Here is a 17,402-nt window from a genome sequence, read left to right as displayed (position 1 = left end):
TCTATGAAACAAATTACCAGCCGCCGCCTCCGCCGCCACCTCCACCGCCGCCCGAAGATCCTCCACCAGACGAACCGCTAGAACTGGAACCTCCAGAATAAGACGAACTGCTTGAAGATCGTGATGAGGAAGACGATGATGAAGAAGAAAAGCTGCTTACAGGAGCAACAGTTGTTCCTTTCAATGTTGTGGTAAATGAATTGGCAAAACCATAACTGAAATGATTTTGAATTTCGCTGTAAGGTTTGGCTGCGTCGATTGTTTCTTGCATTTTATCTCTGAATCTTTTACCCCAAATTCCTTCAACCCCGAAAACAATGGCGTAAGGAAGAAATTTCTCAAACACATCGGAAGTCATTTCAGGAGGATTATGAAACTTCAATTGGTTTTCTTCAGCTGCACTGAGGTACATTTTAAAACCTTCAATTTCAGATTCCAACTGCACTTTTTCTTCACTTGGTTTATTAATTAAATACTGAAAGATTAAAATTGAAATGATTCCGAATATGAGAAATTTGAAACAGTTTGATTCAAACATAGTAATATCGCCAAACCCTCCAAATGCCATCAAAATAATAGGTAACATAACTATTGATGAAAACAACAAAACAACTAAAAATATGATTCTATTTCCATCCTTCCAAATGAATACCAAGACAGTAGCAAAAAGGCTGGCGAAAATAGTGACAACCAAAGCGATTAATAATATTTTGAAACTCCAAGTAATCAGAGAATCTGCAATCAATGCAAGAAAAAAAGTCAGAAGAATAATTTTCAATGCTTGATAGACAATTTTTGTATTGGAAACTTTTTCAACAACATTTCTATTTGCTTTGACAATATATTTTTCAAAATCTTCAACTGCATTTTTAATTTTAGAACTGTATATTCCGTTTACAGAAATTTTCTTTTCTTTTCCAAACATCTTTTTCAAAAGCAGTTTTTGATCACCTTGCAAATTGTAATCGCTTGCTTCTACTTTTTTTAATGTAAATATTTTAGACAGATAAGTTTCCTTAATATCTTTCACCTCATCAATATCAACAAAACCTTTTACAGAAAGATCGACGAGATTTGCGGTAACCAAATTAGTATCAAATTTACCTTTATCAATATAACCCAAAGATGCAGGTGAAAGATTATTTGGCGCATTGAATTGCGGAATCACAACTGGTTTTTCAGGATCTTTTCCGTATTTTCTCCAATTGTTATAGTAGAAAAATAAGAGATAAATTCCGATAAAAAACAGAGGCAAACTTTGCCAGTTTCTGTCAATCCATTTAAAGAAACCAGATGGCTCTTTTAAAACTCCGGCTTTAAAACCTACGGCAACGGTAAGGTTTTCATGTTCATTTAAATCATTAGCCTTAAAAACAATCTGTGTTGAAGATAATTTTCCGCTGGTGCAGTTTTTATCCGTGCTTCCATTAACGCCTGTATAACAAGAATTTTGGAGAATATCTGCATTCTTTGGCAGATGAATCGTGGCACTAATTTGTTCCACCGGAAAAGACCAATCTGTACCGTTCACATTCCAGTAAAACTCATCATACCCTTTGAAATGACCAATCTGATCCTGCGTTCTATAAACAATTTTGTAGGTGTAAAAACCCTCACTCAGCTGGTAATCTTTGTCACCGATATAGATATTAAAAACACCATTTTGCCTTTCGATATGATAAGGCTCTTTTATACCATCTTTTTCTACAGAAATTATTTTGTAAGTAATCTTTTCCTTTCCTCCATTGATATTTCTAATAGTTGGTAATGCACGGAAAATCCCCCGCCTGATTTCATAACCATGAGCATACACTTTGATGGTTTCTGTAACGGTAATATCAGCGTTTTCTGCAATCTTGATGTCAGAATGAAAAGAAACAATTCTTTCTCTCTGGACATTAGTTTCCTCGGCATATTCTAATGCGTCAATTGGCAATTCAACGATGTTTTCCTGCGCAAAAGCAAGAAAACAAAAGAAGAAAATAATTATCTGAATAAATTTTTTCATATATAAAATTTTACCAGCCGCCTCCTCCGCCACCTCCGCCACCGCCACCGGAAAATCCGCCACCGCCCGATCCTGAACCAGAGCTGCTTCCCGAACTTGATGGTTGTGTAGCTGATGACTGTATTGATTGTGTCAAGCTGGAATTAAGAACACCTGCCATAGCAAAATGATTCATCGATGAGCCAACGTACCAGTTGCTTTGATATTCTGTAGACATTTTCGTCAGCAGCGCATCAAATTTCTTCCCCCAAATTTCATCAACTCCCAAGACCATTGCAAAAGGCAACAATTTTTCAAAAGATTCTGGGGTCATTGTGGGTGGATTGTGAAATTTCAATTGCTCATTTTCTGCAGCTCCCATGTACATTTTAAAACCATCGATCAGAGATTTCTTTTTCAGTTTTTCTTCGGAAGGTCTTCTGATCAGAAATTGGTAAATAATCAGTGATGTAAATCCTAAAACAATGAAAATATAACAGATATTGAAATTATTATCAATGGTAAATTCGTTGTGATTGAACATCAACGCTCCCAAAATAATCAAAATAACGGTTGGAATAATCAGGAAAATTTTAAATAAAACCGGGAAAATTTTGAAAAGATATCCTGTGATTAAAAAACAGACCAATAGAATAACATATAAAAATCCACCAACAATTACCTTTTCAAATTCAGGAAACATTTTAAAACTTAAAAGCAGTCCTAAACCATAAACTACAGTCATTAAAATCAGTGGCAGGTATAATTTGTTAGTATTATTTCCATCATTCAATAATTTATTATACTGATAGGTAAGCGAAGACTGAAAACTTTTAACAGTTTGTTCTATTTTAGAATTGTATTCTCCGTCAAATTTCACAGTGTCTACCGTTGTGAAGAGATTGTTCATCAAATTAATTTCCTCTACAGGTAATTTTTGATCTGCATTTTTCAGTTTTTTTACTGTAAACTTTTTTGATTTAAATAAACCTAAAACACCCGGATCTTCAGTTTCTATAATTTGAATATAACCTTTTACAGCTAAATTGACCAAAGCCGCCGTAAGATATTTATTCTTAAAAGTTTCGCTGTTGATGTAACCTAAAGAAGCAGGCGAAAGATCGTCTGGCGAATTGAATTGTGGATAAACAATTGGCTTTTCGGGATCTACACCATATTTTCTCCATGTTGAAATATAATAAATAACCATTCCTAAAAACACAATCATTCCGGCAATCAAAATCCCGAATCTTTCCAGAAAAGTGGGTGGTGGCGGAGGAATCATCACCCCTTTTTTGAAACCCACGGCAATCGTAAGACCTTCTTCTGAACCCAAATTTCCGGCATTCCATTCGATCGAATGTTCTGAAAGTACTTTTACCGTACAATTTTGATCTGTACTTCCCTGGCTGCCTGTGTAACAAGAATTTTGTAAAATCCCTGCACCTTGCGGAAGATTGACTGTCGCAGAAATCTGATCAACGGGAAAATCCCAGAAGTTTCCGTTGACGTTCCAATAAAACTCATCATATTTTTCAAAAAAACCGATTTGCTTTTCTGTAGTATATTTTATTTCGTAATCATAGTCGCCTGGCTCGAGAATAATATCTTTGTTTCCGAAATAAATTTTCAGAAAGCCATCTTCATATTCTTCATGATAATCTTCATCAACACTATTTTTCTTTACAGAAATAATGTTGTACTGTACTTTCTGAGTCGTATTATTAATATTTCTGGTTAGCGGAAGTGAACGAAAGATGCCTCGTTTTATTTTATCTCCCAGACTGTGAACCTTTATCTTCTCAGTAACCGTGATGTTCGCATTTTTATCAACATCAATATCAGCGTGAAAATTCATAATCCTTTCCCGTCCGTCGATAATAGACAATTGATCTGTTCGGATCGGCTCTTCCTGAGCAAAATTTAAACTAAAAAATAAAAGGAAAAGTAACTGTAAGAAATTTTTCATACATAGATTTTATTATTTGGTGGGTCGTATGGTATCGCCATTCCTGATTGGTATTTATGAATCTAAACCAAGTCAAAGCGATTTCATTTCTTAAAATTTTACTGTCGGAACTTCTCTGTCTGCAATATTTTCAAGCTCAAAGAATTTGGCTTTTTCAAATTTGTACATGTTGGCAATCACGTTGCTTGGGAAAGACTCTACCAACGTATTGTTTTCTCTTGCCGTTCCGTTGTAGTATCTTCTTGATTTTTCGATATCATTTTCAATAGAACTCAATTCTGCTTGCAATTGCTGGAAGTTGGTATTCGCTTTCAAATCCGGATATTGTTCGGCTACTGCAAATAAATTTACCATTGCCTGGTTCAGATTTTTTTCTGCCGCTTCCTTACCTTCTACAGAATCTGCTCCAACAGCCAAATTTCTTGCTCTTGTAACGTTTTCAAGAGTTTCACGTTCGTGAGTTGCATATCCTTTTACCGTTTCAACCAAATTCGGAATCAGATCGTGACGTTTTTTAAGCATGACATCGATACTGCTCCATGCTTCCTGAACGAGATTTTTTAGTTTTACGAGACGGTTATAAATGGAAACTCCGTAAAGGACAATCAATACAAGAACTCCGATGATAATAAGTGCAACCATAATTTTGTAATTTATTTTAAAATAAAAATAAACTTTTTATCGGAGAATTGAATAAAAAAAGCGCTCAATAAATTGAACGCCCCTCAAACTATATGGACTTACAGCTTTATGAATACTTTCTGCAGGTATAATCGACAGTGGTATTCAGAAGTTTATTTTTATTCAGGAAAAATTCTAATTGCTCAGATTCTTCGTTGGTTGCATTAACGTGTAACTGAAATGAACCAAAATTTGCTCCGTTCATATACTCCACATTTGCGCTCAGTACTTTGTAGCAGATCCCCATTTGTTGGTAGATTGCATTCAAAAGATGGTCAAACTTCATTTTCCCATTCAGTTCTACTTCGATGATCAAATCTTTTTGATAAGGTGTACATTTTTTGGCAAAGCCTGCAAATTTGGCGCAATCATAACTAAACAATTTTTGATTAAACAATACTTTCTGAATTACATATTTTGAAATATTTATCTGTTAATTCTTTGACAAAAGTATAAAAAAATATTAGTCTACCAAATTAGTAGAGTAATATTTTTTAATTTTAACCTAAAAAAAGAAAAGCATTGCAACTCCTCTTCTATTTATAGTTCTTTAATATGTTGTATTTTATCTGAAGCGGCCAATCCGTTGGGATTACACCCGGGTTCACCTTCCGGAACTTTGAGATTTTTTTTAGTATAAAACTCCTCCCAAAATGCATTGGTTTTTCCGGTTTTGGGATCAACGAAAGTCATAGGTTCTAATTTAAAAATATGATTCTCTCTAAATGACCTTTCAATATAATCTGAACAGTAATAAGAATTTTCGTCTAATATATAATTGAAATTATAAGGCTTACCCAACATAGCATTTGCTTTCTCGATTGCGTCAGGGATTGTATTCTGAAACTCCGGCTTCAATCTGTACACCATCACTTTTTGTCCGTCGTTTGCCTGATCTTTTAGAAATTCATCTAAATTTTGCTTCTGAGAACCACCTTTTGGAGCAGCATGAAGTACGAAAACTCCGGTTTTATCTTTTTGTAAAATTCCGATATGATCGAAGGATGCGTTTTTTTGTTTTGAGTGACGTTATTAATTGCCCCCGATAGTCCGCTTTCTTTTGCGGTGACGAAAAGTAAATCTCCATTCTTCAAACCTGAAGTATGAGAATTTTTACAACTTAAAACAAAAAGAAGAATTACAAAAAGGGAAATAACTTTTAGTAAAGATCTATTTTTTAAAATTGGTTTCATAAATATTGATCCATTCATCTACAGTCATTTTATTACTCAGCTCAGCGATTAATTCAAAAGGAATTTCATCCATCTTCTTAAAACGGATGCATGATTTCCCCATATCCAGCTTTCTCTTTGAATGTTTTGGAAATTCTGCTACAAACCAATCAAGAAGATCAGGTTTTGCATAAATCCCCATGTGATAAAGGGCTATGAAATTCTTCTGCGAAGCCAATCCCATAAAAGGCAGCGGCGAACCCGGCGTACAATGATAACCCGCAGGAAAAGTTTCTAAAGGCACATCCCAGCCAACCATACCGTAGCTGACACCTTTGGTAAAACCATTTGGCAGATTTTCAGTGATGGTATCAAATAGCTTTGTGAAAACCTCCTGCCTTTCTTCAGGAATTTTGGATATATAGTCTTCTACAGACGAAGCAGGAATTTGCATTGCTTTTAAGTTTAAGCTTCAAAATAACAAAAATTTGAGCACATAAAAAAGCAGCCATACTTTCGTACAGCTGCTAAAAAAATAATTCAAAAAAAATAGTTTACTTTTTGATGGCTTTCACTGTATTCTGAGAACCGTCTTTGAAATACATTGTAATCAAATATAGTCCAGAATTTAGTGTACTTAAATTGATTTCCTTAGTAGGATTTTCAATTACTTTTAATGTTCTTCCAGCTACATCAGTCACTTTAACTGTTTTAATATCTTTAAATTCTGAGATATTAACTGTGTCATTGAATGGATTCGGATAAACTTTGATATCTTTTTTAACAGTAGAAACTTCTGAAGTTGCTAAAGTGGCATCATAAGCAGAAATTCTAAACTGTCCGTTTGTAGAATTTGAATAATTCCAAACACCAATCAACAACGTAGCTCCGGGAGTTTGCCCCGTTAAGGAAACAAAAGAGAAATTTCCGTCTGTTGAGCTATCATCATCACAGCCAACCTGCGTTAAGCTACCACAAGATCCTGTATAGACACCTACCACTGTATCTGAAACAGAAGACCCCGAAACAGACTGCGTCTCTATCGTAAGAGTTCCACTTGCTGGAACGACTACAGAATACCAAGTATCATTGTAACCTGTACCCTGGCAAGTGTGAGTAGCAGTAGTATCTGAAGTAGATGATGCCCCTACAGTTGTTGCAACCACCGGATTATTTCCGAATGTTGCTCCAGGAGTAATAATTACAGGTGCAGAGCATTCATCATTTATAGCTTTAGTGCTAACAGTAGAGCCTATCCAAATACTCACATCAGTGGTTGTACATTTTGATCTTACCCATAAGTAATATGTTGTACTAGGGGAAGGAAGAGATATTATAACAGAAGTTCCTGAAATAGATGTTCCACTCCCCGTAGGTGCAGTATTGGTAGTTGTATAAGCATACTCATATCCACTTGCAGGAGCAGAAGAAGGCGCAGCCCAGCTTAATGTAGCAGAGTTTGCTGTAACAATAGAAGTTGTAACAGCTGTCGGAGGGAAACATGATGGAACAGCCTCCCAAACTACATCATCCCAATAATAACCTTTTCCATCTGCAGTATTACGTACTGCCAATCTTGCATTCGCAGGAACTGAAGACGGAACAATCACAGTATATTCAGGATTAGTACTTGTATAGTTTGTGTTTGCAATACTTAATGCCTGTATCAGAACGAAAGTACTTGCATCTGTAGGATTTGTAACATAGCCTACATTCAAAGTGCCTGTAGCAGCACTAACTCTTGCTTTTAATTTCAACCAATGAGTACCTGCATTAATATTACTAAATTCGGGTAAAACAACCGTACTTGGCGTTTGAGAAGAAGTATTTGTTTGATAAATATTTCTTGTTCCTGAAGCAGGTGTAGTTCCGCTAATCGACATTGTACCATTAACAAAATTTCTTACCCAACAATCCGGAAGCGTTGTACCTGTACCATAAGAATCGAAATTCTCAGACAGAGAAGTCACAGGACCACAAGCAGTCTTGAATGTTCCTGAAAACGACCAAACACTTTGACCTGTCGCATTGCTGCAATTAGTTTTTACCCAATAATAATATATGGTATTAGAGGCAAGGCCAGCAATAGGTGTAGATGTTCCGGTTATATTATTCAATTGAGGTGTTGTAGCTGAAGTAGGCGTTGTAGCACTGGTACTGTAATACACCCCATAAGAGGCAGCTTGTGTACTTGCAGAGGCAGCCCATGCCACAGTAGCGCCAGTAGATGTGATCGCTGGAGGAGCTTGAAGCACTGGAGGAGCACAATCTGAATAAGCATCTGCAGAGAAAGCAAAAACATTAGGAAACCCGTTGGTAGTAGAAGTTTTTGTTATCGTAACACTTTGAATCAACTTTGTCTGATTAGCTGCATCAATACTAATAGCAGCCTGATACATTCTTGGATTTGTACCACCTGCTGCATCCAAAGCATCAGTAATTCTACTTATCCTTCCCAATCCTGTAATTGCAAAATCTGCTCCACCATACCAATCCGGAACTGCAATTCCGGCAGCCTGCTGATTGGTTCCGTCACTGAAATTAACTGTAACAGTGAGAGTGGAAGCAGCACTACCGCTGGTAGAAAGCATATACAGTTTTGTAGCAGCTTTAGGAACCGTAAAAGCTAAAGTACCCGTAAGATTAGTATTGGAAAGTCTCAGTGAATTGGATGCACTTAAATTCCCCAATTGGTAACTTAATCCTGGTGTCGATGCCACAACTGAATTAATAATTCCATCCGTAGGAACTCCATAAGTAATAGCAGTAGATCCTGATGTCAATTTAAAATCTCTAGCTACGAAGACAAAAGAATCTCCATCTAAAATTGTACTTGTAGAATTTAGAGAAGGGCCAACTCCATTGGCTATTACATCTTCGTTATAACCTGATGATACTGGCATTGTCTGATAATTTTGAGCTATAAGACCCGAAGAGGACATCGCAAGCGCTAAACTAGCGAATCCAAAAAATAGATTTATTTTCATATTATTAATTTAAACTTCGCTAATTTAAAAATAAATCACAATAAAACAATTTAAATTAAACAAATCACAAAATATTAATTTATTTTAACATAAATAAAACAAATTAAATAACTGGTAAAAATAACAAAACAACACCAAAATAAACAAATAAAAAAGTTTAATTAACAAATAAAAGTAAAACTTTAAACATTATTTAATATTAAATTAAAATATTACATTCCAGCATTTGCATTTTACTTATTAAGAATTTAATCTTATTTTTGTGCATACAAATTTTAAACAATGCCGAATATCTCAAACAGAGCACAACAGATGCCACCTTCACCGGTAAGAAAACTGGTTCCATTCGCCCTTCAGGCAAAACAAAGAGGAACAAAAGTTTATCACTTAAATATCGGGCAACCCGATATCGAAACTCCGGAAACCGCTCTTAACGCTTTAAAAAATATTGATTTAAAAGTATTAGAATACGCTTTATCAGAGGGAAACATTGAGTACAGAAAAGCATTGACAGAGTATTACCACTCTTTAGATTTTACAGATTTAACGCCAGACAACTTCATTGTAACCAATGGCGGATCTGAAGCTTTGAATTTTGCAATTTCCACATTATGTGACGATGGTGACGAAGTGATTATTCCGGAGCCTTATTATGCAAACTATAATGGTTTCACAAGCACTTTTAACGTAAATGTGGTTGCAGTACCTTCTACAATCGACACAGGATTTGCATTACCTCCGATTGAAGAGTTTGAGAAAAAAATCACCGCAAAAACGAGAGCAATCGTTATTTGTAATCCCGGAAATCCAACCGGATATCTATATACAAGAGAAGAACTTCAGCAATTGGCAGATATTGCTTTAAAATATGATATCGTCATTATTTCAGATGAAGTTTACAGAGAATATGTTTATGATGGGAAACAGCAAATTTCTATGTTGGCTTTTCCTGAATTAAGTGACAACTGTATTATCATCGATTCAGAATCTAAGCGTTACTCAATGTGTGGAGTAAGAATCGGATGCTTATTGACTCGTTCTAAAAAAATTCATGATGCCGCAATGCTTTTTGCACAGGCGAGATTGAGCCCTGTACTTTTAGGACAAATCGCTGCAACTGCCGCTCACCAAAATGACGGAGCCTACATCAGAGCGGTAAGAGAAGAATACACTCACAGAAGAAACGTTTTGGTAGATTTATTAAACGCAATTCCGGGTGTGATTTGCCCGAAACCTAAAGGTGCTTTTTATTGTGTAGCAGAACTTCCGGTGGATGATACAGAAATATTCGCTCAGTGGTTATTAGAAAAATATTCTTTAAATAACGAAACCATCATGGTTGCACCAGCTGGCGGATTTTACAGCAATCCTGAATTAGGAAAAAAACAGGTAAGAATCGCTTACGTTCTTAAAGAACAGGATTTAAGAAAAAGTGTTGCGATATTGCAGGCTGCGTTAGAAAATTACAATTCAGACAAACGTCACTAACAAACTACAAATATTATGTCAACAGTAAAAACAAGCGCTTTAAGAGTAATCTTATCCATGTTTTTACTGTTGACATTTTTTTCTTGCAGCGAAAAAAGTTTTGAAAATAAACCCTCATCAAAAGATACTGAAGAAATTACCTTCATCAGCCTATCAAATGTTGGCGGAGAATTAGGAAACTACAGCAGCTACAAAATCACTCAAGATTCTATTCATTTTGAGGGTGGAATGACAGCCAATCAAAAACATAATGAATGGCACAGAGCAATTACTCCTCAAATCTGGAAGAACCTGATTTCTTCTATTAAAATCAAAGACTTGGGCTTAATTGAAAGTTCGCCCAGCATTCAACCAATTGACGGAATTGATGAAACTTTTCAGATTAAGACCACAAAAAAGTCTCATGTTTTTGTGAATGCTTACAGCGATACCCATTACAGACAATTTGAAGAATTCAAAATCAAATTAGAAAACCTTTCACCTGAGCAACCATAAATTTACAATCTATATTTTAGCTTAATAATTCTAAATATTTTCTTTTCAATGCACGAAAATTTTTCTTTAAAACCTTACAACACTTTCGGTGTAGAAGCAAACGCCAGATATTTTGCAGAAGTAAATTCTATAGAAGAATTAACACAAACCCTTAAGCAAGCAAAAAATCAAACACTTCCAATTCTTTTCCTCGGAGGTGGAAGCAATATTTTGTTAACGAAAAATTTTGAAGGATTAGCAATTCAGCTTCATTTAAAAGGAATTTCGGAAGAAATCACCAACGAGAATGAAGTTTTAGTAACCGCACAAGCTGGCGAAAACTGGCATGAATTCGTGCAATTTTGTTTAAATAAAAATTATGGCGGATTAGAAAACCTTTCTTTGATTCCAGGAAACGTAGGAACTTCACCGATGCAAAATATCGGTGCATACGGAACTGAAATAAAAGATGTATTTGTAGAATGTAAAGTTTTAAATTTAGAAACACTTGAAGTCGAAACTTTAAACGCGGAACAGTGCAGATTTGGGTACAGAGATTCTATTTTTAAACAGGAAGGAAAAGGAAAGTATGTGATTTTGGAAGTAAGTTTTAAGCTTACAAAAGAAAACCATTTAATTAAAACAGAATACGGCGCTATACAATCTGAATTACAAAAATTAGGTATTGAAAACCCTACCATTCAGGATATTTCAATAGCCATCATCAATATCAGACAAAGCAAATTACCCGACCCGAAAGTCATTGGAAATGCAGGAAGTTTTTTTAAAAACCCAACAATTCCTTTAAATCAATTTGAAGATTTAAAACAAAAATTTGACAACATTCAAGGATATCCGAACGGCAATTCTGTGAAAGTTCCCGCAGGCTGGCTGATCGAACAATGCGGCTGGAAAGGAAAACAAATCGGAAACGTGGCTTCACACAAATTACAATCTTTAGTCATCATCAACGCAACCGGAAACGCAACCGGAAAAGAAATTTTTGATTTTTCTACAATGATTATTGATTCTGTGAAAGATAAGTTTGGGATTGAGCTGGAAAGAGAAGTGAATATTCTTTAAAAAGAAGATTTAAATTTCATTTTAAAAGTCAGAATTCACTATTTTTAATGATTATTAGCCTTCGTGTTTAAAAATACCCGAAAGAATTCAACATTAAAAAAACGACACACAAATGAAAATCGCCATCATTGGAGCCGGAAATATGGGCTTATCTTTTTCTAAATCTTTCCTGAAATACGAATTGATAAAACCCGAAAACCTTCAGCTAATCACGAGAAATCAATCGAAAATCTCCAAAATATCAGAAGAATTTCCAAAATCGAAAATTTCAATTTTTGATGATGTTGAAGAATTAGATGCAGATTTAATTATCATCGCAGTAAAACCACAGGACTTTCAGCAAGTTGCGGAAAATTTTAAATTTAAATTAAAAGAAAACCAGATGATTCTTTCCATCATGGCAGGAATCAAAATCGGGAAAATTCAAAAACTACTCAACCATCAATCGGTTGTAAGAGCAATGCCCAATTCCCCTACTCTTTTGGGAATGGGAATCACAGGCTACACCTCTGCAGAAGGAATTTCTTTCAATGAGTTAATGAACGTCGAAAGGCTTTTAAACAGCACCGGAAGATCCGTCTATCTTGAAAATGAAGATTTATTAGACGGCGTTACCGCACTTTCCGGAAGTGGACCCGCTTATTTCTATTATATCGTTGACGCCATGATCAAAGCCGGAATCCAGATGGGAATTGATGAAAATCTTTCTAAACTTTTCGTGAAGCAAACAATGCTTGGCGCTTATCATTTAATCAATAATTCCGAAAAAAACTTGGAGGAACTCATCAAAGATGTAGCTTCTAAAGGCGGAACCACCGAAGCTGCTTTAAAAACATTTGAAGACAATAATTTCAAAGAGATTTTACAAAAAGGAATTTTAAATGCCGAAAAAAGGGCTAAAGAATTGAATGGATAAGAAGATTTTAGTGTTTTAGCAAAATTAAATCATTAATTATACAACTAAACTTTTAAAACGTAATTCAATAAACCTACAAATCTGCCAACCCAAATAAACTCCAAAAGTATTCAGGATAATATCATCCACCTCAAAAATGCCCAATCTTGAAAAGTATTGAAGAGCTTCTACAATCACAATAGCAGAAACAAACGCTATAACAGTATTTTTCAAATCTTTTACCTGAGGAAATACCCATCCCAAAAAACCAAAAGGAATAAACATTACGACATTCCCTAAAACAACACGAATAATATCCCACCAACGAATTGTATTTTCAATGTAGCTCAATGTTGAAAATAAGGGCTCAATTCTGATCACATTTTCATTATATTGAAATCTTCCCATCCCGAAAAACATCAGATAGAGCAGAAAAATTGTATAGGGTAAAATGATGAATTTATAAAATTTCTTTAACATCATTTGCAAAGTTATTCATTTCAAAAGCATTAAATTTGTGTGTTAAAATAATTTAATGAAATACGTTTTACTTACGCTCATTTCAGCGATGCTTTTGTCCATCTCGTGGCCTACATACGGAATTCCGTTTTTTATATTTTTCGCCCTCGTTCCTCTTTTGATGATGGAACATGGCGTTTCTAAATTTTCCAATTTCAAAAGAAAAAGCTGGGTAGTTTTCGGGCTCTCCTATTTATGTTTTATTATTTGGAACATTGTCACCACAGGCTGGTTGTACGGTTCTAAAAACCCCGACGGAAGCCACTCTATGATGGCTGTTCTGATTCCTATTTTAGCCAATTCATTTTTATATTCTTTGGTCTTTCAATGTTATCATTGGTACAAAAATGCTCAGGGAAGTTATTGGGGATTGGCATTTTTCGTGGCGATTTGGATGAGTTTTGAAAAATTCCACATGAATTGGGAGCTCACATGGCCTTGGCTGAATTTAGGAAATGTTTTTTCAGATTATCCTGAACTAGTTCAATGGTACGACACTTTAGGCGCAACCGGCGGAAGCTTCTGGATTTTATTAATTAATGTTCTGATATTTTATACGATAAGAGTTTTTGAAGCCGGACGAAAAAGAAAAGATTTAATAAGAAACTCTTCGATTGTTGCTTTGCTGATCATTCTTCCGATGATTATTTCTTTGGTTAAATTTAATAATTTTGATGAGAAACCAATTGGCCAGATTAACGTTTTGATGCTGCAGCCCGCACTTGATCCGTACGCAGAAAAATATTCTAAAGACAGCATTACTATCGTCAAGGAACTTCTTGTCCTTGCCGAGCAAAACACCAAAGGAAAAATAGATTATTACATTGCGCCGGAAACTGCAATACCGGGAAGAGGTTCTATCTCTGAAACTGCATTTGAAAAAAGCGTACTTCTGAATGATGTGAAAAGTTTTCTGGCAAAACATCCAGGTTCTGTCTTTACCACTGGAATTTCATCGCATCGATTTTATAAAAGTGATAAAAATTTACCTAAAGAAGCTTATCAGCTGAATCCTCAACTATGGGTTGAAAGCTACAATTCTGCAGTACAGATTATTCCCAATCAAAAAGTAGAAGTTTATCATAAGGGAAAACTAGTTCCTGGTGTTGAAATATTCCCATACATGAGTGTTTTAAAACCGCTTTTAGGTGATGCTATGATTGACCTTGGCGGAACTGTAGCATCTCTCGGAATAGATGAAGAACGAGTAGCTTTTTCAAATCCTTTCAACAAAGGAAAAATCGCTCCGATTATTTGCTATGAAAGTATTTATGGCGAATTTGTAACTGACTATGTAAAAAAAGGAGCGAACTTTTTAGCAATTGTTACCAACGATTCATGGTGGGGCGTTACGGAAGGTCACAAACAGCTTTTATCTTATGCAAAACTGAGAGCGATTGAAACGAGAAGAGAAATCGCAAGATCTGCAAACAGTGGAATTTCCGCACATATCAATGCAAAAGGTGAAATTCTGGAAGATACTTTTTATGGTGACCAAACCGCATTATTTGCTAGGGTGAATCTTTATGACAACGAGACATTCTATGTAAAAGCTGGAGATCTTTTGAGCAGATTTTCATTGTTTTCTTTAGGGTTTCTTTTGTTTTACTTTTTAATTAAACGATTCCAGAAGAAATTAGAAAAAAAGAAAGCTTAGATTTTTTCGAACTCTCAACCTGTGAAATAAATTAATTTTAATTGATAATTCACTCCTGCGAATTCATCTTTTAAAAGACCTTTTTCATACCTTTACCTTCACAATTTTTTCACATTTTGGCAAATCTTTACAAGAAAGAAAGTCCGTTTCAGGTTTTTATATCGTTCAAAAAATATTTGGATGTGCTTGAGCATATCAGATATAACGACCGATTGGAATACCGTGCCAATTATGCAGAATCTTTGATTGAGAAAACCAAAAATTTCAAGGAATTACGAGATGGTTTTCAGGATCTTGCGGTGTTTGAAAAACATAAAGACCTCATAAGACTTTTGCTGGCTGATCTTTTTCCGACAGGTTTGACGAAAAATGAAATTAAAGCCGCCGGAATTCCTTTAACGAATCTTACATTCAATTATACTGAAAGGTTTCAGAATATTCTGAATGACGCGGGAAAAGATTTCGAGATTGAATTCAGAGACATCAGCGATGATGAATATTACGTATTTTGCTGCTGCCTCATTTTGCAGACTTATCTGAAAAGAGACATCAGAGTCACCATTCCTTTTTATTATGATATTCCCGACAAAAACGGGATTATTAAGCATTATAAAATTACAGTCAACTCAGACTTCAGCTACGTTTATCCGGCAGAAGGAACAAAAATTCCTGCGGATGATGTCATCGATATGCTGCTTGAAAATCTGGATGATATTCATCTTTGGAAAAAACATTTCCCGTCAGAATCTTGGATTTTAAACGGATTCAGCATTATTTCCCTAGTCGATTGTACCACAGAAGTTGCTTTATCGGATCTGAAATCTACGCTTATCAAAGTTGATCTTGAAAACCCTTCACCGGACGAAAATCTGAAAGAAATTTTCAAATCCTATTTTGATGTTGCCGAACTCAATTTTGGGTTGATGCTTTTTAACAATAAAAATAAAAGGCTCGAAAAACTACCAATCTATGACAGCGTGTTCACCAATTATCTCTTAGATTTTTGGTTAAACACATTTGATGAAGAGGCTCGCAAAACTACCTTTGAAAACGTCACGTACAACTCAAAACCCGTTGTCATTTCTGATGTTGATAAAATAGATGAAGAAATCAAAAAACTGCCTTCATTTAATATTTTGAAAGATCACCAGATCAACAGCTTCATGGTCATTCCGATTATGAAAGATGGTGAACTGCTGGCTATCATGGAGTTTACTTCACCTACCGCTAACAGTTTGAATGGTTTAAAACTGAAAAAACTCGAGTTTGTAGCAGACATGATTATTTTCTCTTTGAGCAGATTTACTTATGAAAGAAATAATCAGATTGAAGCCATCATTCAGCGAGAATACACCACGATTCACGACAGCGTAATCTGGAAATTCAGAAATGAAGCGGAACGGTATTTCAATGCTTATTTATCTAAAAAAATATATACTTTAAAGGAGATTTCGTTTAAAAATCTTACCCCATTATTCAGTTTTTCAGACATCCGTTCTTCGTCAGACAAACGATTTAATCTGATGCTGGAAGATCTCAATCTGCAAATAGACGGACTTCATGAAGTAATGACCATGCTCAATTCTTCAGACGCCAAAAAACATTTATTGGCACTTGAAGTTTTTGAAAATGAACTCAACAACGAAATAAAAGCTGATACAGAGCAACGTTTTCAGAGAATTCTACGGGAAGAAATTCATCCCTATTTACAAGGTCAGCTTGAGATAAAAAGCGATGAAAATATTAAAGATAAAATCAAAAATTATTTCAGTCAGGTCTTTACACAGAATGATCTGTTTTATGCCAACAGAAAAAATTTAGATGATTCCATTACGCTTCTAAACCGTAAACTGGCGGATATTTTAGACCAAAAACAAGTGATTGCGCAGGAAATTTTCCCGCATTATTTTGAGAGGTTTAAGTCTGATGGTGTCGAACATAATCTTTACATCGGACCCAATATCGCTCCCGACTTAGCCTATTCTACAAAAGTCGTTCACGAACTGAGATACTGGCAGCTGGAAACCATTTGCACGATGGAACATGAATTTCATTTATTCAAAGAAGATCTTCCAATCTCGCTGGATATTGCATCACTGATCTTTGTTTATAATGAAAAAATAGACATCCGTTTCCGAATGGATGAGAAACGTTTTGACGTAGATGGAGCTTTTAATTCTAATTTTGAAATCATTAAAAAGAGACTTGAAAAAGCTCACATTAAAGATTCTACTGAGAGGTTAACCCGTCCAGGAAAAATCACAATTGTTTATTTCGGGATGGAAAATCAACGTGAATATCTTCAATATATCAACAGACTTCAAAAACAAAATGTTCTGAAAGCTGATGTTGAATTTTTAAGAGTTGAAGATCTTCAGGGAATTACCGGGTTGCTGGCGATCAGAGTTTCTTTTGTATGATCTAAATTATTTGTTATATCATCTTTTCGATCTAAAAAAGTTCCCCTTTAAATATACCCAAATTTAGAAT

General features: G+C 35.1%; 14 protein-coding genes. 6 read left to right on the top strand and 8 right to left on the bottom strand.

Going from position 1 to position 17,402, the window contains the following annotated elements; all coding sequences use genetic code 11:
• Nucleotides 1-13: 13 nt before the first annotated feature.
• The 7 genes from EAG08_RS14810 to EAG08_RS14780 all read right to left on the bottom strand — a co-directional run bounded on the left by EAG08_RS14810 (nt 14) and on the right by EAG08_RS14780 (nt 8,796).
• Nucleotides 14-2,008 (bottom strand): DUF2207 domain-containing protein, encoded by a 1,995-nt coding sequence (locus tag EAG08_RS14810; RefSeq protein WP_129536108.1) that lies wholly within the window; start codon nt 2,006-2,008, stop codon nt 14-16.
• A 10-nt stretch (nt 2,009-2,018) separates the two neighbouring features.
• Nucleotides 2,019-3,956: a DUF2207 domain-containing protein gene (locus tag EAG08_RS14805; protein WP_129536107.1), complete on the bottom strand. Its 1,938-nt coding sequence runs from the start codon at nt 3,954-3,956 to the stop codon at nt 2,019-2,021.
• 90 nt (nt 3,957-4,046) lie between these two features.
• A complete protein-coding gene (locus EAG08_RS14800; RefSeq protein ID WP_129536106.1) occupies nt 4,047-4,598 on the bottom strand; it encodes a LemA family protein in 552 nt (183 codons plus the stop codon).
• Between the two features lie 106 nt (nt 4,599-4,704).
• Nucleotides 4,705-5,019, bottom strand: coding sequence for an NIL domain-containing protein (locus tag EAG08_RS14795; RefSeq protein ID WP_228446590.1), 315 nt, complete (start codon nt 5,017-5,019; stop codon nt 4,705-4,707).
• Between the two features lie 158 nt (nt 5,020-5,177).
• A complete protein-coding gene (locus EAG08_RS14790) occupies nt 5,178-5,624 on the bottom strand; it encodes a YiiX/YebB-like N1pC/P60 family cysteine hydrolase (RefSeq protein WP_262696843.1) in 447 nt (148 codons plus the stop codon).
• A gap of 183 nt (nt 5,625-5,807) precedes the next feature.
• Entirely contained in the window at nt 5,808-6,263 is a 456-nt protein-coding gene (locus EAG08_RS14785; RefSeq protein ID WP_129536105.1) for a DUF1801 domain-containing protein, read from the bottom strand.
• A gap of 100 nt (nt 6,264-6,363) precedes the next feature.
• Nucleotides 6,364-8,796 carry a T9SS type A sorting domain-containing protein gene (locus tag EAG08_RS14780; protein ID WP_129536104.1) on the bottom strand — a complete coding sequence of 811 codons (2,433 nt, stop codon included), beginning with the start codon at nt 8,794-8,796 and terminating at the stop codon, nt 6,364-6,366.
• Between the two features lie 282 nt (nt 8,797-9,078).
• Between EAG08_RS14780 and EAG08_RS14775 the strand changes: the two genes are divergently transcribed.
• From EAG08_RS14775 to proC, 4 genes are all read left to right on the top strand, one after another.
• A complete protein-coding gene (locus tag EAG08_RS14775; RefSeq protein WP_129536103.1) occupies nt 9,079-10,284 on the top strand; it encodes a pyridoxal phosphate-dependent aminotransferase in 1,206 nt (401 codons plus the stop codon).
• 15 nt (nt 10,285-10,299) lie between these two features.
• The gene (locus tag EAG08_RS14770) at nt 10,300-10,779 is read left to right on the top strand and encodes a hypothetical protein (protein WP_129536102.1); all 480 of its coding nucleotides are present in this window, start codon (nt 10,300-10,302) and stop codon (nt 10,777-10,779) included.
• Nucleotides 10,780-10,827: 48 nt separating this feature from the next.
• Nucleotides 10,828-11,841 (top strand): UDP-N-acetylmuramate dehydrogenase, encoded by a 1,014-nt coding sequence (gene murB / locus EAG08_RS14765; protein ID WP_129536101.1) that lies wholly within the window; start codon nt 10,828-10,830, stop codon nt 11,839-11,841.
• Between the two features lie 112 nt (nt 11,842-11,953).
• Nucleotides 11,954-12,757, top strand: a complete 804-nt coding sequence (gene proC / locus EAG08_RS14760) for a pyrroline-5-carboxylate reductase (RefSeq protein ID WP_129536100.1) — start codon at nt 11,954-11,956, stop codon at nt 12,755-12,757.
• Between the two features lie 36 nt (nt 12,758-12,793).
• On the opposite strand, the gene EAG08_RS14755 is transcribed toward proC, so the two are convergent.
• Entirely contained in the window at nt 12,794-13,219 is a 426-nt protein-coding gene (locus EAG08_RS14755; protein ID WP_317126279.1) for a VanZ family protein, read from the bottom strand.
• Between the two features lie 52 nt (nt 13,220-13,271).
• Here EAG08_RS14755 and lnt point away from each other — a divergent pair, with 52 nt between their 5' ends.
• Both lnt and EAG08_RS14745 read left to right on the top strand, forming a co-directional pair.
• Nucleotides 13,272-14,912 carry an apolipoprotein N-acyltransferase gene (lnt, locus tag EAG08_RS14750; protein WP_129536099.1) on the top strand — a complete coding sequence of 547 codons (1,641 nt, stop codon included), beginning with the start codon at nt 13,272-13,274 and terminating at the stop codon, nt 14,910-14,912.
• A gap of 116 nt (nt 14,913-15,028) precedes the next feature.
• Entirely contained in the window at nt 15,029-17,332 is a 2,304-nt protein-coding gene (locus EAG08_RS14745; RefSeq protein WP_129536098.1) for a GAF domain-containing protein, read from the top strand.
• The last annotated feature ends 70 nt before the right edge of the window (nt 17,333-17,402 follow it).

Origin of the sequence: Chryseobacterium sp. 3008163, assembly GCF_003669035.1 — a bacterium.
Lineage (GTDB): Bacteria > Bacteroidota > Bacteroidia > Flavobacteriales > Weeksellaceae > Chryseobacterium.
This window is presented reverse-complemented; position numbering and strand designations above follow the sequence as displayed.